General features: G+C 69.9%; 16 protein-coding genes. 3 read left to right on the top strand and 13 right to left on the bottom strand.

Going from position 1 to position 20,217, the window contains the following annotated elements:
* Positions 1–2: 2 nt before the first annotated feature.
* On the bottom strand, positions 3–1,559 hold the full coding sequence (locus tag ACFWF2_RS22520) for an FAD-binding oxidoreductase (RefSeq protein WP_379309404.1): 1,557 nt from the start codon (positions 1,557–1,559) through the stop codon (positions 3–5).
* 288 nt (positions 1,560–1,847) lie between these two features.
* On the opposite strand from ACFWF2_RS22520, the gene ACFWF2_RS22515 reads away from it, so the two are divergent.
* A complete protein-coding gene (locus tag ACFWF2_RS22515) occupies positions 1,848–3,491 on the top strand; it encodes an ABC-F family ATP-binding cassette domain-containing protein (protein WP_379309403.1) in 1,644 nt (547 codons plus the stop codon).
* 208 nt (positions 3,492–3,699) lie between these two features.
* A complete protein-coding gene (ilvD, locus tag ACFWF2_RS22510; protein ID WP_379309402.1) occupies positions 3,700–5,391 on the top strand; it encodes a dihydroxy-acid dehydratase in 1,692 nt (563 codons plus the stop codon).
* Between the two features lie 26 nt (positions 5,392–5,417).
* On the opposite strand, the gene ACFWF2_RS22505 is transcribed toward ilvD, so the two are convergent.
* From ACFWF2_RS22505 to ACFWF2_RS22460, 10 genes are all read right to left on the bottom strand, one after another.
* Positions 5,418–6,482 (bottom strand): hemolysin family protein, encoded by a 1,065-nt coding sequence (locus ACFWF2_RS22505; RefSeq protein WP_379309401.1) that lies wholly within the window; start codon positions 6,480–6,482, stop codon positions 5,418–5,420.
* Entirely contained in the window at positions 6,475–7,830 is a 1,356-nt protein-coding gene (locus tag ACFWF2_RS22500; protein WP_379309400.1) for a hemolysin family protein, read from the bottom strand. Before ACFWF2_RS22500 ends, ACFWF2_RS22505 begins: the two co-directional genes overlap by 8 nt.
* 311 nt (positions 7,831–8,141) lie before the next feature.
* Complete coding sequence (locus ACFWF2_RS22495) at positions 8,142–9,578, bottom strand: GuaB1 family IMP dehydrogenase-related protein (protein WP_379309399.1); 1,437 nt, start codon at positions 9,576–9,578, stop codon at positions 8,142–8,144.
* A 42-nt stretch (positions 9,579–9,620) separates the two neighbouring features.
* Positions 9,621–10,493, bottom strand: coding sequence for a DMT family transporter (locus ACFWF2_RS22490; protein WP_379309398.1), 873 nt, complete (start codon positions 10,491–10,493; stop codon positions 9,621–9,623).
* Between the two features lie 218 nt (positions 10,494–10,711).
* Positions 10,712–12,184: a DEAD/DEAH box helicase gene (locus tag ACFWF2_RS22485; protein ID WP_379309397.1), complete on the bottom strand. Its 1,473-nt coding sequence runs from the start codon at positions 12,182–12,184 to the stop codon at positions 10,712–10,714.
* A gap of 255 nt (positions 12,185–12,439) precedes the next feature.
* Positions 12,440–13,378, bottom strand: a complete 939-nt coding sequence (locus tag ACFWF2_RS22480; RefSeq protein ID WP_379088597.1) for a M56 family metallopeptidase — start codon at positions 13,376–13,378, stop codon at positions 12,440–12,442.
* A 64-nt stretch (positions 13,379–13,442) separates the two neighbouring features.
* The gene (locus ACFWF2_RS22475; RefSeq protein ID WP_379088594.1) at positions 13,443–13,823 is read right to left on the bottom strand and encodes a BlaI/MecI/CopY family transcriptional regulator; all 381 of its coding nucleotides are present in this window, start codon (positions 13,821–13,823) and stop codon (positions 13,443–13,445) included.
* Between the two features lie 71 nt (positions 13,824–13,894).
* Positions 13,895–14,719, bottom strand: a complete 825-nt coding sequence (locus tag ACFWF2_RS22470; RefSeq protein WP_379309396.1) for an ABC transporter ATP-binding protein — start codon at positions 14,717–14,719, stop codon at positions 13,895–13,897.
* Positions 14,716–15,837, bottom strand: a complete 1,122-nt coding sequence (locus tag ACFWF2_RS22465) for a FecCD family ABC transporter permease (protein WP_379309395.1) — start codon at positions 15,835–15,837, stop codon at positions 14,716–14,718. The genes ACFWF2_RS22470 and ACFWF2_RS22465 overlap by 4 nt, the downstream gene beginning before the upstream one ends.
* Positions 15,834–16,916 carry a FecCD family ABC transporter permease gene (locus ACFWF2_RS22460; protein WP_379309394.1) on the bottom strand — a complete coding sequence of 361 codons (1,083 nt, stop codon included), beginning with the start codon at positions 16,914–16,916 and terminating at the stop codon, positions 15,834–15,836. Before ACFWF2_RS22460 ends, ACFWF2_RS22465 begins: the two co-directional genes overlap by 4 nt.
* 74 nt (positions 16,917–16,990) lie before the next feature.
* Between ACFWF2_RS22460 and ACFWF2_RS22455 the strand changes: the two genes are divergently transcribed.
* On the top strand, positions 16,991–17,698 hold the full coding sequence (locus ACFWF2_RS22455) for a hypothetical protein (protein ID WP_378848056.1): 708 nt from the start codon (positions 16,991–16,993) through the stop codon (positions 17,696–17,698).
* On the opposite strand, the gene ACFWF2_RS22450 is transcribed toward ACFWF2_RS22455, so the two are convergent.
* Entirely contained in the window at positions 17,695–19,119 is a 1,425-nt protein-coding gene (locus ACFWF2_RS22450) for a wax ester/triacylglycerol synthase family O-acyltransferase (RefSeq protein WP_379309393.1), read from the bottom strand. The two genes, ACFWF2_RS22455 and ACFWF2_RS22450, sit on opposite strands and share 4 nt — an antisense overlap.
* Complete coding sequence (locus ACFWF2_RS22445; RefSeq protein WP_379309392.1) at positions 19,116–20,153, bottom strand: alpha/beta hydrolase; 1,038 nt, start codon at positions 20,151–20,153, stop codon at positions 19,116–19,118. Before ACFWF2_RS22445 ends, ACFWF2_RS22450 begins: the two co-directional genes overlap by 4 nt.
* Between the last annotated feature and the right edge of the window lie 64 nt (positions 20,154–20,217).

The following is a 20,217-nucleotide window of genomic DNA, read 5'->3' as shown; positions in this document are numbered from 1 at the left end:
AGTCACCAGTCCGGTCGGCCGATCGAGAGACTGTGCTGGAAGACATTTCTCGGGTCGGCGGCCTGCTTGATCCGGAGCAGTCGCGGGTAGTTGCCGCCGTAGTAGAAGGCGTGCCACGGCAGGCCGGAGGTGTTCCAGGCGGCGTCGGCCAGATCGGGGTCGGGATAGTTGATGTAGCTGCCGCCGTAGGTGTCGTTCGGTACCGGAACGCCGCCGGTTTCGGCATGGACGTCGCGGTACATCTCGCGGGCCCAGCGCAGGTACCGATCGTCGTCGAAGGGGAAACGCCAGGATGCGTGAATCAGCATTGTCATGAACGAATTCCGCGCGGGCATGGCTGTCGCATCGGCGGGGACGGCATTGACCGCGCCGCCGAACGGGAGGAATTCGAGCTGGGATTCGCCGAGGAAGCGGAGGTCGGTGAGGTAGCGGTAGAAGATTCGGAGTTGGTCGGGGGAGTAGGACTTGCGCAGGTACGCGGCTTTTACTTTGACGCGCGTGGTGTTCGGGCTCTTCGCGTAGTACACCTGGTTCACGGTGTCCGGGTAGGAGAGTTCGGTGACCGGGGTGCGGAAGGGCGGGGGAAATACGCCGTCGCTCACGGTGGCGACGAAATCGTCGAAATGGATTCGCGCATCCGGGGTTTCGGCATCGAACAAAATCAGCATCTCGGCCGCGCCGGTGCCGGTCGTCCTGATCATCAGTGGCGCGTAGAGGCCGGCGAATTCATTGCCGGGTGCGCTGTGACGTTCGAAGAAGCCGAGGTAGTTGCCGAGGAAGCGGACGAACGAATCCTCCGTGGCGATGGGCAGGATCAACCGCGCGTTGAGCATGGCGCCCGGGGGTTTCGGCAGCGCGTTCGCCGGGTCGGAGCCGTCGGATTCGGGGGATCGGAGCAGGAACCGGGTCACCACGCCGAAATTGCCGCCCCCACCACCGGTGTGCGCCCACCACAGGTCGTGGTCGGGTCCATTCCTGGTCGCGACAACGACTTTCGCGCCGCCGTCGTCGTCGACCGTGACGACCTCCACCCCGGCCAGATGGTCGGCGACGAGCCCGTATCGCCGCGACAGCGGACCATAGCCGCCACCGCAGAGATGACCGCCCATCCCGACGCCGAGGCAGATCCCACCCGGCACCGTGACGTCCCAGCGGTGCAAGGCGTTGTACACGGTGCCGATATCGGTGCCCGCGTCGACGGAGAAGGCGCGGTGGTGCTCGTCCCAATACACCGCGTTCAGCCGGCCGAGGTCGATGATCGATCGGGTCCGCGCGTTGTCGACGAAGTCGTCGAAGCAGTGCCCGCCCGAGCGCGCCGCGATCCTCGAGTCCTCGGCGACCGCCCTGGCGACCGCGCTACGCACCTCCTCGGTACTGGTGGGCGCGTAGATCTTCGCCGGTCGAGCCTGGAACCGCCGGTTGTAGCCGCGCGCGGCGAGCGCGGCGAACTCGCCCGTACCGAGAACAGGAGCCTGCGCGTGGCCGACCGGAATTCCGAGCGCGGCGAGCGATCCGCCGACCGCGGCCGCGGTGATCAACTGTCGACGTGAGAGCGACATCGGCTTCCTTCCGACCGGCGCCATGCGAGGCGGATCCGCTCGGACACTAGCGGAACTGGCGGTTCATCCGCGGTGTGGCGGCGAGAAACACAGTCGACGCGTGTCCGCGACCTTGTTATCGTCGAGAACGTGCATTTGTACTTCCTCTGAGAGCTTCGGGCCCGCGTCCGCACCGACGGACAGCTGACGGCCCCGCCATCGATGTTTCTTCGCGCCCGCTGTGCGCGTTCATCGACCACGGCACATCCCGTACCCCGGCAGTGGGGTGACGCGTGCCCGGAGGAAGACATGACCAACCGAATTCGGCCTGCCCGTGCGCGGGCACAACTGACCTGCCAGAACATTCGTGTCCAGCGCGGTGAGCGCACCGTGCTGGACGGCGTCGACCTGACGGTGTCACCGGGATCACGGTGGGGGATCGTCGGGGAGAACGGACGCGGCAAATCCACGCTGCTGCACGTCCTCGCCGGGCTGCTCACCCCCGACGACGGCGCGGTGCAGCGCGTCGGCACGCTGGCGCTGGCCACCCAGGAGATGCCCGACCACGACGAACGCACCGTCGGCGCCGTCATCGACGAGCACCTGGCCGCCGCCCGCGCCGCGATGCAGCGCCTCGACGAGGCGACCGAGGCCATGGCCGCGGGCCGTCCCGGCGCCGACCAGGACTACAGCGAGGCGCTCGACCTCGCGCAGCTGCTCGACGCCTGGGACGCCGACCGACGCGTCGACATCGCCCTGGTCGGGCTCGGCGCCGTCACCGACCGCGACCGTCCGCTGTCCACGCTGTCGGTGGGGCAGCGCTACCGGGTGCGGTTGGCGGTGCTGCTCGCCGCCGGGGACGACTTCCTGCTGCTGGACGAGCCGACCAACCATCTCGACCGAGCCGCGCTCGACTTCCTGACCGCCCGGTTGCGGGCATTCCCGGGTGGCGTGGTCGTGGTGAGCCACGACCGGGCCCTGCTCTCGGATGTGGCGCAGACCTTCCTCGATCTCGATCCCACCCGCGACGGCCGTCCGCGCGTCTACGGCGGTGGCTACGCGGGATACCGTGACGGGCGCCGGGCCGAGCGGGAACGCTGGGCCGAGGAGTACGAGCAGCAGCGGGACGAACGGTCCCGGCTGGCGCAGGATCTGTCGGCGGCCCAGAACCGCCTGGTCACCGGCTGGCGACCGGACAAGGGCACCGGCAAACACCAGCGGGCGACGCGGGCAGGCTCGGTGGCGCGCGCTGTGCACCGCCGCCAGGACGAACTGGAACGGCACCGCATCACCGCACCGGTGCCGCCGCGGCGGTTCGCCATGCCCGAACTGCCCGTCCGGGTCGGGGTCACGCTGGTGCGCGCCGAGCAGGTGACGGTCGCGGGACGATTGACCGCACCGGTCGAGCTGTCGCTGGACTCCGGGGACCGGCTGGTGATCAGCGGCGCCAACGGGGCGGGCAAGTCCACCCTGCTGAGTGTGCTGACCGGATCGCTCACCCCGACCACCGGGCAGCTGCACCGGGCGCGCACAGCGCGAATCCGCTTGCTGGAGCAGGAATCTCGATGGCCGCTGCGTCGCAGGGCCCGCGAGGTCTACGACGCGCACACCGCCGGGCTTGTCACCGCAGGGCTACTCGCCGAGAGTGAGCGGGTCGCGCTGAGCTCGCTGGGCTTGCTGTCCTCGCACGAGGCGAACAAGCCGATCGGCGACCTGTCGATGGGCCAGCAACGCCGCCTCGATCTCGCCTGCGCCCTCGCCGCCCGCCCGCACCTCCTACTCCTCGACGAGCCGACCAACCACCTGTCCGGCACGCTGGTCGACGAGCTCACCGAGGCCTTGCGGGCCACCACGGCCGCCGTCGTCGTGGCCACCCACGACCGGCAATTGGGGCGTGACCTGCGGGACTGGCATCGGCTGGACCTTCAGGTTCCCGCGGCGCACTGCGGATGACGGCCGTCACGACTCCGTTCGCGCGCCCCAACTGGCCGCCCGTGCGGAGATCGCCGGATCGCTCAGGCGCCGGGGATCGCTGCCGTCGCTGTTCATCACCCAGATCCCTGGAAACCGTCCACAATCTCTCCACATTTGTTCGCCTGGGAGAGGACACGCCCTGCGTGTGGGGCGTCGGTCGGCGTTTCGTGGGTCGTAGGCTTGTCCCATGGCATCCGATACCGACCCGTCGATCGACATCAAACCGCGCTCCCGTGATGTCACCGACGGACTCGAGAAGACCGCTGCCCGTGGCATGCTGCGCGCTGTCGGCATGGGCGACGAGGACTGGGCCAAACCGCAGATCGGTGTCGCGTCCAGCTGGAACGAGATCACCCCTTGCAATCTCTCGCTCGACCGTCTGGCCGACGCGGTGAAGGAGGGTGTCCACGCGGCGGGTGGTTATCCGCTCGAGTTCGGCACGATCTCGGTGTCCGACGGGATCTCGATGGGCCACGAGGGCATGCATTTCTCGCTGGTCAGCCGCGAGATCATCGCCGACTCCGTCGAGACCGTCATGATGGCCGAGCGCCTCGACGGGTCGGTGCTGCTCGCCGGGTGCGACAAGAGCCTGCCCGGCATGCTGATGGCCGCCGCGCGGCTGGACCTGGCCAGCGTCTTCCTCTACGCGGGCTCGACCCTGCCGGGCAATGTCGACGGCAAGGACGTCACCATCATCGACGCGTTCGAGGCTGTCGGCGCCTGCATCAAGGGCCTGATCACCCGGGACGAGGTCGACCGCATCGAGCGGGCGATCTGTCCCGGCGAAGGCGCCTGCGGCGGGATGTACACGGCCAACACCATGGCCTCGGCCGCCGAGGCACTCGGCATGAGCCTGCCCGGATCGGCCGCCCCGCCCGCTCCCGACCGTCGCCGTGACGACTACGCCCGCAAGTCCGGTGCGGCCGTCGTCGAGTTGCTGCGCCGGGGCATCACCGCGCGCGACATCATGACATTGGAGGCATTCGAAAACGCCATCACGGTCGTCATGGCACTGGGCGGGTCCACCAATGCCGTCTTGCATCTGCTCGCCATCGCCCGCGAGGCCGGGGTCGACCTCACCCTCGCCGACTTCAACCGGGTCGGTGACAAGGTGCCGCACCTGGGCGACCTCAAGCCGTTCGGCCGCTACGTCATGAACGACGTCGACCGCGTCGGTGGCATCCCCGTCGTGATGAAGGCCCTGCTCGACGCGGGCCTCATGCACGGCGAGGTCATGACCGTCACCGGCAAGACCATGGCCGAGAACCTCGCCCACCTCGAGCTGGGCCTCGACGGCGAGGTCATCCGGCGGCTCGATCGGCCGATCCACAAGTCGGGCGGGCTCACCATCCTGCACGGCTCACTGGCGCCCGAAGGCGCGGTGGTGAAGAGCGCGGGCTTCGACTCCGACGTCTTCCGCGGGACGGCACGGGTGTTCGACGGGGAGCGCGCCGCGATGGACGCGCTCGAGAACGGCACGATCGTGGCCGGTGACGTGGTCGTCATCCGCAACGAGGGACCCAAGGGCGGCCCAGGGATGCGCGAGATGCTCGCCATCACCGGCGCGATCAAGGGTGCGGGTCTCGGCAAGGACGTCCTGCTGCTCACCGACGGCCGATTCTCCGGCGGCACGACCGGTTTGTGCGTCGGCCATGTCGCTCCCGAAGCCGTGGACGGCGGGCCGATCGCCTTCGTCCGAGACGGTGACCCGATCGTCCTCGACGTCGCCAACCGGATCCTCGACGTCGAGATCGACGAGACCGAACTCGCCCGGCGCAAGGTCGGCTGGGAGCCGCTGCTGCCCAAGTACACCTCCGGCGTCCTGGCCAAGTACCGCAAACTCGTCAGCTCGGCCGCGCACGGAGCGGTCACCGGGTAACACCTCGGCGACCGCCCGCGCGACGCCTACTCGATGAGGCGATGGGTTCCGTCGCGCACGGTGCCGACGAACTCCTCGATCAGGTCCTCCATCGCCACCACACCGACGGTGTTGCCGCGGCTGTCCACCACCCGGCCGAGGTGACTGTTGGTGCGGCGCAGCCGGGCGAGCGCCTCGTAGAGGGTGGTGCCCGTGCTCACCGTCGGCAGCGGCCGGATATCGGTGCGGGGGATCTGCGTCTCCGGGCCCGCGGTGTCGTCGGCGACCTTGTCGAGGACATCCTTGACGTGCAGGTAGCCGACCAGCGACCCGTCGGTGGCGCGCACCGGATACCGGGAGAAGCCGGTCTCGCCGACCGCGGCCTCGATGTCGCCGAGCGTGGTTCCGTTGCCGCGCAACGGCACCGAACGCGCCTGCGCCAACGGCACCATCACATCGCCGACGATCCGCTCCGAGGTGCCGAGCGCCTGGGTGAGCCTGCGGTGTTCCTCCTCGTCGAGCAGTCCCTCCGAGCGCGACTCGCCGATCATCTCGGCCAGTTCCACCGTCGACACCGTGGCGTCGAGCTCGTCCTTCGGCTCGACCCGCATCGCCCGCAGCGAGACGTTGGCCAGGAAGTTGTAGAGCGCGATGAGCGGGCGTGCGATCCGCAACCAGACCAGGTGGATCGGCACCAGCAGCAGCGCCGAGCGTTCCGGACCGGCCAGCGCGATGTTCTTCGGCACCATCTCGCCCAGCAGGATGTGCAGGATCACCACCACTGTGAGCGCGAGAGTGAACGCCACCGGATGCAGCAGCTGATCGGGCAGGCCCGCCAGGTCGAACGGCCGCTCGAGCAGATGCGCCACCGCGGGCTCACCGACCCGGCCGAGCAGGATCGAGCAGATGGTGATGCCGAGCTGGGCCGCCGCCAGCATGATCGACAGGTTCTCGCCCGCCTCGATGACGGTCTTCGCGTTCTTCTTGCCCTGGGCGACAAGGGCTTCCAGCCGGTCACGGCGGGCGGAGATCAGCGCGAACTCGGCGGCGACGAAGAACGCGTTGCCCGCCAGCAGCACGAAGGTCAGCACGATGCCGAACAAATCACCCATGATTGTGCTCCCGTGCCGCCAGGTACGCCGCGTCGACGGGGATCAACCGCACCCGGTCGATGCGCCGCCCGTCCATTCGTTCCACCCTGGCGATCCAGCCGCCGCCGGAACCGCGGGATGCGGGCAGCACCACCTCGTCGCCGGTGGCCGGAATCCGGCCGAGCTGGGTCAGCACCAAACCACCCAATGTCTCGTATTCACCTTCCGGCGCTTCGTATCCGGTCGCCCGCGACACCTCGTCGATGCGCATCAGGCCCGAGCAGTCCCAGCCGTCGGAAACCCGGCGCACATCGCGTTCCTCCTCGTCGTGCTCGTCGCGTACGTCGCCGAGGATCTCCTCGATGAGGTCCTCCATGGTCACCAGGCCCGCGGTGCCGCCGTACTCGTCGACGACGAGCGCCACCTGCATGCCGTCGGCGCGGACCCGCTCCATGACGTCGTCGCCGTCGAGACTCGCGGGCACGATCGGCACGGCGACGGCCAGCTTGCTCAACGGGATCTGCTTGCGCAGATGCGCGGGATGGGTGAACGCCTGCTTGACGTGCACGACGCCGAGCGCGTTGTCGAGATCGCCGTCGATGACCGGGAACCGGGAGTATCCGGTGCGGGCGGAGGCGGCGATGAGGTCGGCGATGGTGTCGTCGCGATCGAGCGACTCGACCTTCACGCGCGGTGTCATCAGATCCTCGGCGCTGCGCTCACCGAACTCCAGCGAGCGGTCCATCACCTGCGCGGTGCGCTGATCCATGGCCCCGCGCAGGGCGGAGGTGCGCACCAGCGAACCGAGCTCCTGCGGTGAGCGGGCCGAGCGCAGTTCCTCGGCGGGCTCGATGCCCAGCCTGCGCACGATCCAGTTGGCGGCGCCGTTGAGGAAACGGATCAGCCATTTGAACATGACCGAGAACCCGATCATCGGGCCCGCGGTGAGCCGGGCCGTCGCCATCGGCTTGGCGATGGCGATGTTCTTGGGCACCAGCTCGCCGTAGATCATCGACAGCGAGGTCGCCAGGATCAAGGCGACCACCAGGGCGACACCGTGCGCGGCGCTCGGGCTCAGCCCGGCCGCGTCCAGCAGCGGGTCGAGCAGCCGGGCCAGCACGGGTTCGGCGATGAAGCCGGTGACGAGCGTGGTGATGGTGATGCCCAGCTGGGCGCCCGAGAGCTGGAACGACAGGGTGTGATGGGCCTGCTTGACCAGCCGGGACCGGACGTCACCGGCGCGGGCCGCCGCTTCGACGGTGCTGCGTTCCAGCGCGGTGAGGGAGAATTCGGCGGCGACGAACAGTGCGGTGCCGAGCGTGAGAGCCACGAAACCGATCAGGCTGAGCACGGTCAGAACGATGGACATCCTCAGCACCACCCGGGCGGTGCGGCGGGGAAATCGAGAGATCGAACGGACGCTGCGAAAAGGAGGACGCCGGGTTGGTCACCCGGCTCCGTAGAGGAACCCTCCTGTGTGGCGCCCTTGGACGCGGGTGACAACTGGATCCTTTCGCGGTGGGAAAAAGCGCTGCCGAGATCGGCAACTCCATAGTAATCGGTCCCCACCGATGATGTGTCAGCGGCGCGGTCAGCTCACCCGCGGGCGCTCTGGTGCGCGTCGAGCACGACTGTGGCCGAGCGGAACACGAGTTCCGATCGGCCACGGTCAGGCAGCGATCACCAGCCGCTGGGCAGCGGGCGGCCCTCGGCGAAACCGGCCGCGGACTGCACACCCAGGATCGCGCGCTCGTGGAATTCGGGCAGCGTGCGGGCGCCGGCGTAGGTGCAGGAGCTGCGCACGCCCGAGCAGATGTGGTCGATGAGATCCTCGACGCCGGGGCGCTCGGGGTCCAGACGCATGCGCGAGCTGGAGATGCCCTCCTCGAACAGTGCCTTGCGGGCCCGGTCGAAGCCGCTGTCGGCGGCGGTACGCGCGGCGACGGCACGCTTGGAAGCCATGCCGAAACTTTCCTTGTAGGCGTTGCCGTCCCGGTCGACGCGCAGGTCGCCCGGGGATTCGTAGGTGCCTGCGAACCACGAGCCGATCATCACGTTCGACGCGCCCGCCGCGAGTGCCAGCGCGACATCGCGCGGATGCCGCACGCCGCCGTCGGCCCAGACGTGCACGCCGAGTTCCTTGGCCGCCGTGGCACATTCGGCCACCGCGGAGAACTGCGGGCGGCCGACGCCGGTCATCATGCGGGTGGTGCACATGGCGCCGGGGCCGACCCCGACCTTGATGATCGTCGCGCCCGCCTCGGCCAGATCGCGGGTGCCTTCGGCCGAGACCACATTGCCCGCGACCAGCGGCAGTCCGAGCCCGAGATCGGCGACGGTACGCAAGGATTCGAGCATCTTGGCCTGGTGGCCGTGCGCCGTGTCGAGGACGAGCACGTCGGCGCCCGCCTCGGCCAGCGCCTTGGCCTTGGCGGCCACGTCACCGTTGATGCCGACCGCGGCAGCGACGCGCAGCTGCCCCTTGTCGTCGACCGCGGGGGTGTAGATGCCTGCGCGGATCGCGCCGGTGCGGGTTATCACGCCCGCGAGGGTTCCGTCGGTGTGTGTGAGCACGGCGAGCTTGGCGTGGTCCTCGGCGAGCCGGTCGAAGATCTCGCGCGGGGACAGATCTACCGGGGCCTGGACGAAATCGGTGAGCGCCACCTCACGCAGGCGCGCGAACCGGTCGACATCGGCGCAGGCGGCCTCGGTGACCACACCGACCGGCTTGCCGTCCTCGACGACGACCACAGCGCCGTGCGCGCGCTTGTGCATCAGCGCCATCGCGTCGGACACCGACCGATCGGGATCGAGGGTGACGGGGGTGTCGGCGGTGAGCGAGCGGCTCTTCACGAACGCGATGGTGTCGGCGGCCGCCGGGATCGGCAGATCCTGGGGCAGGACAACGAGGCCGCCACGCCGGGCGACGGTCTCGGCCATCCGCTTGCCCGCGACGGCGGTCATGTTCGCGACCACGAGGGGGATGGTGGTGCCGGACCCGTCGACGCTGGCCAGGTCCACATCGAACCGGGACGCGACATCCGTCCGGTTCGGGACGAGGAAGATGTCGTCGTAGGTCAGGTCATACGGCGGCTGGGGTCCCGGAAGAAAGCGCACTCGGCCGATGATAGCCCTGTGAGGGTCGGCGTGTGCGAGACCTCAGTGCCCGGGTTCGCCCGTCTCGGACAGCGGTGCCGCCTGGGTCCGGCACAGCGCGACCGTGGCCACACACATCACCACGACGCTGGCGGCGACGACGATCAGACCGGCGCCGTCGGTGCGCAGCTGCTCGTCGAGGGCGGTGAGACCGAGGAACGCGGCGGCCAGCGGTTCGGCGACCGCCGCGGCGGGCAGCGACGCGGCCAGCGGTCCGGCGTGGTAGGCCCGCTGTTGCAGGTAGAAGCCGAGGAGGCCGGCCGCGACCAGCGCCCAGGTCTGCCAGCCGGTGAGCAGGGCGCCCGGTCCGTCGCCGAACAGGGTGACCACGCGGTCGGTGAGCGCGGCGGCCAGGCCGAACAGCGCGCCACCGGCGAGACCGAGGGCCAGCGCCCGCTCCGACCGGTTGGGGACGAGGAACCCGGCCAGGGTCGCGAGGGCGACGATGCTCAGCAGAATCGCCAAGGGCACCAGCCACTCTCGTAGCGGCGCGGTCTCCTCGCCCGCGGTCGGGTTGCCGACGATCAGGAACACGACAAGGGCGGCGACGAGGACCAGTGCGGTCGCCGCGGCCCGCCCGGTGATCCGCTGATGGTTCAACCGCGCCGACAGTGGCAGCGCGAAGACCAGCGAGCTCACCAGAATCGGTTGCACGACGAGTACCGCGCCGAGGCTGAGGGCGAGCACCTGCATGCCGTACCCGCCGGCGTCACCGACGATCGCGGCCCACCACCGCTTGCTCCGGAGCAGAGACCGCATCAGCGCCGATCCCTCCGGGACGGCCGCGGCCGCGTGTTGCTGCGCTACCGAGGCCACCGCGAACAGGAGCGCGGCGACGAGGGCGCACACGATCGCGGCGATCTCACGGTTCGTCACGAGGTCAGTGTGGCGGATCCGTGGACGGCCGGGTCGGTCTGCCGTCGGTGAGTCGCTGTCGACGTCCGCTCGGGAGCGCTCGACTGCGCCGCAATGCCCTGATCGATCGGGCTGAGCGACCCGGGCTGGACGTGGCGGCGGTGCCGCGCACGATCCCGATCAGCCGTCCAGGAAAGCGCAGCGTGGCCGAACCGTAATCGGTTCGGCCACGCGATGATTCAGTTTGCCGAACGGTTGCGGCGAGCTGCCGGAGCCGCCGGACGCGCGGCACGACGCCGCGAATTCGTCGGCGTGTCGCCGCTGCGGGCGTGTCCGCCCGCGCCCGCGGGCTTGCGGGTCCGCGACTCACCGGCCGGGCGCTCCCGCCGCGGTGCGCCCGCGCCACGGCTGTGGCCCTGGGCGGCCTCGGAAGCAGGTGCGCCACCGGACCTTCCACGCCTCGGGCGGCCGCCGTTCGCCGACTTCGGCGCGTTGACCTGCGCCGGGGCAGGGGCGGCCAGTGCGATCCCGCTGGGCTTGCGGGCGCCGGTGATCTCCACCAGCTTCCGGTCGCCGGGGCGGACCTCGACACCGTCGGTCTGCACGCCGGCCTTACGGGTCATCGCGGCGACGTCCTTGCGCTCCTCGTCGGTGACCAGGGTGACGACGACACCGTCCTCGCCGGCGCGCGCGGTGCGGCCCGCGCGGTGCAGGTAGGCCTTGTGCTCGGCGGGCGGGTCGAAGTGCACGACCAGCGAGACACCGTCGATGTGGATACCGCGCGCGGCGACATCGGTGGTGACCAGCACCGGCACCGACCCGTCGGCGAAGGCGGCCAGGGTGCGCACGCGGTTGTTCTGCGCCTTGCCACCGTGCAGCGAACCGGCGTCGACCCCGGCACCGCGCAGCTGCTTGGCGAGGCGGTCGGCGCCGTGCTTGGTGCGCACGAACATGATGGTCAGGCCGTCGCGGGCGGCGATCTCGGTGGCCACGGTGCGCTTGATGTTCTTGTCGCGCACGTAGAGCAGGTGGTGGGTCATCGTGGTCACCGAGGCCTCGGCGGGCGCCGTCGAGTGGGTGACCGGGTTGTTCAGGTAGCGCTTGACCAGCTTGTCGACGTCACCGTCGAGGGTGGCCGAGAACAGCAGGCGCTGGCCGTCCTTCGGGGTCCGGTCCAGCAGACGGGTGACCTGGGGCAGGAAGCCCATGTCGGCCATGTGGTCGGCCTCGTCGAGCGCGGTGATCGTCACGTCGGACAGATCGGCGGCCCGCTGCTTGATCAGGTCGTCGAGGCGGCCGGGGGTGGCGATGAGCAGGTCGACGCCGCGCGCGAGCCGGTCGGCCTGGCGCTTGATCGGCGCACCGCCGACGACGGAGGCCACGCGCAGGCCCAGCGAGAGCGCGGCCTCGTCGAGGGCGCGTTCGATCTGGGTCGCGAGTTCACGGGTGGGGACGAGCACCAGGCCACGCGGGCGGCCGGGCTTGGCGGACGCGCCGGTGAGGCGGGCCAGCATCGGCAGGCCGAAGGCCAGGGTCTTACCCGAGCCCGTCGGGCCGCGGCCGAGCACGTCACGCCCGGCGAGCGCGTCGCCGATGGTGGCGGCCTGGATGGGGAAGGGCTTCTCGATGCCGGCGTTGCGCAGGGTCTGCACCAGGGCGACGGGCAGACCGAGTTCTGCGAAGGTGGCGTCGGGACGCGGAGAGGTAGACAAAATGGCCTTTCGTTGGGCTGCGCATCGCGCTGGAAGATGTCCGGCGCCGATGACCCGGATACGCGCGGGGCGTGCACGGGGTGCGGCCCAGCAGGAAGGACCGAGCTCCCAGGATAGGCGGGATTGCGGTCGCGTGGGTAAACACGCTGGTCAGACGACCGTTTGTAGCGGTGATTGTTCGGCGGGCGAACTCGGGCGCGTCCGTGCTGCCGGAGACGGCATACCCGGCGGGAAAAGAAGAGGCGAATCGCCAGGTCAGCCGCGGAAGAGCCGGTTCAGCTCCTGCAGCCACGGCACCGCGACGGCCAGTGTCGGCACGACCAGGATCGCGGCCGAGCCGAGGTAGGCGGCGGTGGCGACTCTCACGTCGCCGGAGTGCCCCGCGAGCCGCTGGATGCGGATCAGCGTGCTCGGTCCGCCCGCGGCGAGCGCGCCCTGCGGCGCGGTCGACTTCGCGCAGGCGACCAAGGCGCGGGCCAGCGGCTTGGGGCCGGTGACCTTCACCGCGGAGTCGTCGGCGAGCAGTTCGATGAGCAGCTTCACCGACCCGAGCGCGGCCTTGCTGCGGACTACCCGGGGGAACGCCTCGTGCACGGCGGTGAACGCTTCGAGCACCAGGTCGTGGCGGGCCCGCAGATGCGACCGCTCGTGGCTGACGATCGCGGTGACCTCGGCATCGTCGAGGCTGGTCAGCGTGCCTTCGCTGAGGACGACCCGCTGGCGCAGCCCGGGCAGGCAGTAGGCGATGGGCTCGGTCGAGGCCAGCACGCGGATGTCGGCGGCGCGGCGGACCGGGCCGCTCTGATCGAGCAGATCGACCAGCATGCGATGCCGGGACCTGCGGCGGCGGGTGTGCACGCCGACACGCACGATGGAGAACATGAGCCGGGCGCCGATCATCAGGGTCAGCGCGAACACGGTGACATACACCGTCCACAGCGGCAGACCGAGCGCGTCGATCTCCTTGGTGGGGGAGGTGGTCGGCCTACCGTCGGGGCCGGGGACGAGCAGCAGGCTGGCGATGGCCAGCCCGGATCCGAAGGCGCTGAGCACGGCGGCCAGCGCGATCGCCTGCCACAGCACGAGTGCCGCGCGCGGGGACCGATGCACCCAGGTCGCGCGACTGAGCAACGCTGGTACCGGCCCTGCGAGAAGCAAGGCGAGACCGGCGAAGACTGCCGCGGTTGCGTTCATCGACTCTGCTCACTGCGTTGTGGGACCAGGGGCGCTCACGTCGTTGTGAGAGCCGCCAGGGAGTCTAGCTGCTCTTCTCGTCGGATTCGAGCTTGGCGAGTGCCTCCCGCAGCGCATCGGCCTCGTCCTTGCCCACCTGCTCGACGAAGTGCACCAGGGCGGCGGCGCGGCTGCCCGCCGCGTCGGCCTGCTGCAATGCGTCGAACATCAGGCTCGCGACCAGTTCGTCGCGGCTGTGCACCGGTGCGTATCGGTGCGCGCGATCGTCGCGCCGCTGCACCACCAGATCCTTCTTCGCCAGCCGCTGCAGCACCGTCATCACTGTCGTGTACGCGAGCTCACGCCGCGCGGCCAGTGCTTCGTGGACCTGCCGCACCGTCTGCGGTTCGTCGGCCGACCACAACTGGTCCATGACCGCTTTTTCGAGTTCGCCGAGTCCTGCCATCCCACAATTTTACGGACTCAACGACAAAGATGCGTACTACAGATTGTCGTAACGGGGGGTTTGCTGGTGTGTTATTCGTCATACCCGTCGGCGCCGCGCACGTGCCTGGTGCCGATCGGGACGATCATCGGGCGTCCCGAGACCGGATCGGTGAGCACGGTGGCCTCGAGCCCGAACACCTCGGCGAGCAGCTCGGCGGTGACGATCTCGGCCGGCTTGCCCTGCGCCACGATCCGGCCCGCGGACATCACGACGAGCTCGTCGCTGTAGCGGATGGCGAGGTTGAGATCGTGCAGGACCATCACCACGGTGCGCCCGTATTCGGCGTGCAGGCGGTCGACGAGGTCGAGGACCTCGAGCGAGTGCGCGAGGTCGAGGTAGGTGGTCGGCTCGTCGAGCAGCAGGATGTCGGTGCCCTGGGCCAGGGCCATGGAGATCCAGGCGCGCTGGCGCTGGCCGCCGGAGAGTTCGTCGAGGGTGCGCTCGGCCAGGTCGGCGATGCCGGTCTGGGCCAGGGCGGCGGCGACCTCGGTCTCGTCGTCGGCCGACCACTGCCGCAGCCAGGACTGGTGTGGGTGCCGTCCGCGGGCGACGAGGTCGGCGACGGTGAGGCCCTCGGGCGCGACCGGGGTCTGCGGCAGCATGCCGATCACCCTGGCGACGTCCTTGGTCTTCATCGACGAGATCGCCTTGCCGTCGAGCACCACCTGCCCGTCGCGCGGGCGCAGCAGCCTGCCCAGCGATTTGAGCAGCGTCGACTTGCCGCACCCGTTGGGCCCGATGACGGTGGTGACAACGCCGGGGGCGATGTCGAGGCTCAGCCCGTCGACGATCACCCGTTCGCCGTAGCCGAGGGAGACGCCGTCGGCGGCGAGGCGATGGGCGGGGCTGGTCATGAGAGCGTGGCCTTCCGATTCATTCGGACGAGCAGGTAGAGCAGGAACGGTCCGCCGAGCGCGGCGGTCACGATGCCGACGGGCAGTTCGACGGGAAGCAGTGTGCGCGAGATGATATCGGCTCCGGCGACCAGCCCGGCGCCGGTGAGCGCGGAGGCGATGAGCGGTTCACCGGGTGTGCGCAGCGCCATCCTGGCGATCTGCGGCGCCGCGAGCGCGACGAAGCCGACCGGTCCGACGGCCGCGGTCGCCACCGACGCCGCTACCACCGAAGCCCCGATGAGCAGCGCCTGCTGCGCCTGGATGCGCACGCCGAGCACCCGCGTCGACTCCTCGCCCAGCCGTAGTGCGGCCAGCGTGCGCGCCGAGACCAGCGATACCACCGTCACCACGGCCAGCGCGATCGCGGCGGAGGCGACCCTGGCCATGTCGGCGCCGTTGAGCGATCCGGTCAGCCAGATCTGGGCCCTGGCGGCGTCGGTCAGGCTGGCGCGGGTGAGCAGCCAGCTGATCACCGACATCAGCACCGCGTTGACGCCGATGCCGATGAGCACGAGCCGGAACCCGGTGACCCCGCGTTCTCCGGCCCTGCCACGTCCCCAGGCGAGCAGATAGATGACGACAGCGGTGAGCAGGCCGCCCGTGAGCGCGGCCAGTGGCGCACCGATCGTGGCGATCAGGCCGGTGGTCGCGCCACCGCTGCCGACCAGCACCGCGACCGCGCCGACACTGGCGCCGGTGGTGATGCCGAGCACATCCGGCCCGGCCAGCGGATTGTGCAGAATCGACTGCATCAGGGCACCGGAGAGCCCGAGCGCGGCGCCGACCACCACGGCCGTGAGTGCCCGCGGAAGGCGCGATTCGATGATGATGAATCGCTGCGACCTGGTGCCGCCGCCACCGAGAACGTCGAGCACCCGGCCCAGCGGGATGGTGGTGTCGCCGACCGCGATGTCGAGGCAGAAGAGCCCGAACACCAGCACACCGAGCGCGATGACGACGCCGAGCATCACCGGTCGCAGCACCAGCGACACCGGCCCGACGCGCAGCGCGGGACGAACCTTCCGCAGCTCGGCGCCCGCCTGCTCGTCCTGCTTGTCGGTCTCGATCGTGCTCACAGCGTCACCAGCTTCTTACGGCGCACCAGCGCGATGAAGAACGGGGCGCCGATCGCCGCCAGCATCACCCCGACCTGGAGTTCTCCCGGCCGGGCGACCACCCGTCCGGCGATGTCGGCGACGACGAGCAGCAGGCCGCCGAGCAGTCCGGAGTAGGGGATCAGCCAGCGGTTGTCCGGTCCGGTGATGGTGCGCGCGATGTGCGGCACCACCAGCCCGAGGAACGCGATCGGCCCGACCGCCGCGGTGGCCGCGCCGCTGAGCAGCACCACCGCGAACAACCCGAACGCCCGCGCCCGGCCGACATCGACGCCGAGTCCGCGCGCGACGTCGTCGCCGAGGCTCAGCAGATTCAGCCCGGGCGCCGCCGCGACCGCCATCGCCATGCCGACGACAAGGAACGGCAGCACCTGCCAGAACACCCCGGCCTCGCGCCCGGTCACGCTGCCGACCACCCAGAACCGGTAGGTGTCGAGCGCCGCGTTGTCCACCACGATGACCGCATTGGTCATCGCCTGCAGGAACGCGGTGACGGCCGCACCGGCGAGGACCAGGCTCAACGGACTCGCCTTGCCACCGCCGATCGAGGACACCCCGAACACGACCACGCCCGCGATCGCCGAGCCGGCGAACGCGAACCAGATGTACTGACTCGGCGCGGTGAAGCCGAACAGGAAGATACTGAGCGCGGACAGAAACCCCGCTCCCGCATTGAGTCCCAACAAACCGGCATCAGCGAGCGGATTCCGGGTATACCCCTGGATGAGCGCGCCCGCGATCCCCAGCGCCATCCCGGCGATCAGGGCCAACGCGGTGCGCGGCAGACGCAGCTCACGCACGATTTCCTCGGCGGTGGAGCGGGCCGGGCATCGGAACGGGCCGCCGTCGCAGCCGAGAGCGTGTGTGACGGCGTCGAACACCGTGGCCGGTGCGAGCGAGCGGGTGCCGATGGCAATGCTCGCCACCACCGCGACGGTGAGCAGCAAGACGAGCAGCAGAAGCCCGGTCAGACGACGACGTCTGACGGTGCCAGGGTGGATCACGGCGACGAACTTCTCCTGCCTCGAAACCGGACACAACTTGTGAAGTCTGGTAAGCCTAACCTATGTTCCGAGACATCATCGTCACGGGAACCAACGTTCGAGGAGGTTCGATGCCCGAGCCCGTCACCACCGCCCTGTCCCGCACCACCGCCGCGTTCGACCGCGCGTGCGCCCGGTTGCAATCGCTGCAACCCGAACATCCGCGGGTCTACGCCGTGGCGGCGATGGCCGGTCAGGGCAAACGGCGATGGTGGCACGTGCCGAACGGGCTGTCCGAGGGTCGCGTCGAGCTGATGTACCGCCGCCACGCCGCCGAGATGATCAACGACGACATCGCCGCCGAGGTGGTGGCGACCGCCCTCATCCACGCCGTGGTCGGCCGGGTCACGGCGCTGTTCGTGATGTCGGCCCAGGCCTGGGACCCGGGCCGGGACAACCTGTGGATCCATCATGACAACGATGGTGGCATCGACTGGGCAGGCTTGTCCGACACCACGATTCGCGTAGTCGACGGTGATCCCGAGGCCGACGAGCGCGACGCGGTCGCGCTACCGTGTGAGGCCGCGATGGCGGTCTGGCTGGCCCAGCGCTGCGCGTCCTCGCTGATTCCGCTGCAGTCGGTCCTCACCCGCTGCTCCGGCCTGCCCGCACGCCGATTCTGGTCCCTGGTCGGCGAATCCGTCGTCGGCGCCGCCACCTACGTGCCCGATCTGGCCCGCGCCGACAGCACCGCGGGTGCGCGCCGTGGTCAGCTGCTGCTCGGTGCGCTCGAGGATCGTGGCCTGCCGGTGCGGCGCACCAGCTGCCTGCAGCGTTAGTGTTCAGCCGGAACATCCTGGGCGAGTAGCGCGGTGGCGAGTTCGCGGAACGAGCGCAGCAGCAGCTCGCCGTAGCGCTCGGGGTCCGGCATCATCGCGGCGTTCGTCGTGACCGCGATGACGATCTCGTCACCCTGCGAGGTGATCAGATGGCGCAGACCGTCGCCGTCGAGGATCGGCAGCGAGCCGACGGCGCGGCGAATCGGCCTGCCGCAGAAGGCGAGTGAGTCGGAGACCGGCGGCACGTTGCTGATCGTGGTGTTGCACAACGGCACCGTCGCCGAGTCGTCGAAACGTCGTTGCGCGCGTGCCCATCCCGCCGCGCGCAACAGCAGCGCGGGCGCGGTCTCCACTCTGCGGTCGCTGCGTAGCACCGCCGGGTCGGCGGTGCGGTGTTTGGCCCGGCTCGCCGACTGTTTGACCGCGGCCAGCCGGTCGAGCGGATCGGCGATGTCGGTGTGCAGGTCGACGATCATCTGGGTGAGCTGGTTCGCCGAATTCCATTCGGCGACACCGCGCATCGACATCGGCACCATCGCGGCGAGTGCTCCCGCCGGCACCTCGTCGTGCTCGGCGAGGTAGGCGGCCAGCGCACCGGAAATTGTGGTCAGCATCAGATCGTTGATCGTGACCCGCTGTGGCGCGGCGGCTTTGGCCGCGAGGACTTCCGGCAGCGGAATCGGCAGCAGGTGAAAGGTCAGCTCCGCGTGGATGTCCCGATTGAATCGGGTCGCCGGGCGCAGTGCGACAGGTTCGTGCACCGTGCCCGCGTCGACGAGGGCACGCAGCTCCTCCTGCGCCGCGCGGGACCGCAGCAGTCCGGTGGCGAAGCGCACGGGCTGGGCGACCAGCGCGGCCGCGGTGCGTACCGCGGCCGGAAGCGTCCGAGGCTCGTCGAGCCGGACGGCCGGCGCGGGTGCGTCGCCGAACAGCCGGTGCTCCAGCGCACGAGTCGCGACGCCGTCGCCGACGCTGTGGTGGAACTTCAGCACCACGATCGTGGTTTCGCCGTCCATCGCGGGAACGCCCGCGACGCGATCCAGCACATGGATCTCCCACGGCGGTCGGGTCAGATCCATCCGGGTGGAGGTGATCTCGGCGATGCGCGCGCGGGCGTCGTTCCACGTCCCCGCGCGTTCCAGCACCACGTGCTCACGCACCGACAGTGCCGGATCGGGCACCCAGTACGGCAGGTCGAGGTCCATCGGCACGCGCTGCAGCCGCCGGTGGAACAGCGCCGCGTGCCCGATGCCCGCCCGCACCCAGTTCAGCACCTCCTCGAAGGTGAGCGGCGGGTGCCCCGACGCGGCGGCGAAATACACCGCGACGATGTTCGACAGGTGCCGGTCGGTCTCGTCGTAGACGAAGACCGCGTCGCGCGGGCTCAGCTGTTCGGTGCCCACCCGGAGTTCGGCGCTCATAGGCCGAGCGCCGTCGCCATCATCGGCCAGGACGCGTGCAGGTCGTCTTCCCAGTAGCCCCAGGAGTGGGTGCCGGTCGGCCGGACGTTGACGGTGACATTCGTGCGGCCCAGTTCGCGTGCGCGCTGTCCCATGCTCACCGTGCAGTACGCGGCCGCGGCTTCGATGCCGCCACCGATGAGCATCTGATTCACCAGGATCGACTGGGGGTTCTTGCCGTTGATGTGCACCCGCGGATTGGTGAGAGTGTCGTGCGCGCCGGGCAATCCGGTTCCGCTGGAGATGTAGATGGGGATGTCGGGCAGCCGGTGCGCCTGCACATACGGGTCGTGCTCGCGCCAGGCCGCGTCGGTGGCCGGGCCCCACATGTTCTCGACGTCGCCGCCGCCCATCCGCACGACGAGCGAGACGAACGCGCGCCCGATCGGGTCGCTGGTCATCGCGCAGCCGCTGTAGGAGGCGACGCTGCGGTACAGCTGCGGTGCCTGGATGGCCAGATCGAGCACCGAGGTCCCCGCCATCGAGATGCCGGCCAGCGCGTTGACCCCGGTCGTGGCGAACGCCGTGTCGATCACCGGCGGGAGCTCCTCGGTGAGGAATGTCGTCCACATGTTGTGGCCGTTGTTCTCGAGATTCTCGGCCAGGCCCGCGTCCGGCCGCTGCCAGTCGGTGTAATAGCTGAACGCGCCCTCCATGGGGATCACTACGTTGACGTGCTTGCCCGCGAAGAATCCGGCCGCGTCGGTCTGCCCCGGCCAGTTCGCCGAATCCTCGCCGCCGCCTGCGCCGTTCAGCAGGTACAGCGTCGGCGCGGGAACAGTCGTATCCGCGGGGCGCAGCACCCGCAGCGCGATCGTGCGGTCCATCGACGGCGAGTAGACGCTGATCTCGGCGACCTGCCCAGACCGGCTCTGGCTCACCAGTCGCGCACCGGTTTCGGCTCCCGCGTGCGCACCGTCGATGAAGACGGGCGTCGTGGCCACTGCCGCGGCGCAGACGGCCACCATGATTGCGCGGAGGAGGTGATTGTTCATCGTGATACGAGCCTGCTGACTTCTCTCGGGGACGAAATGGGAAGGGGGGCGGGCCGTCGAACGG

Origin of the sequence: Nocardia sp. NPDC060259 (assembly GCF_042728775.1) — a bacterium.
Taxonomy (GTDB): Bacteria; Actinomycetota; Actinomycetes; order Mycobacteriales; family Mycobacteriaceae; genus Nocardia.
This window is presented reverse-complemented; position numbering and strand designations above follow the sequence as displayed.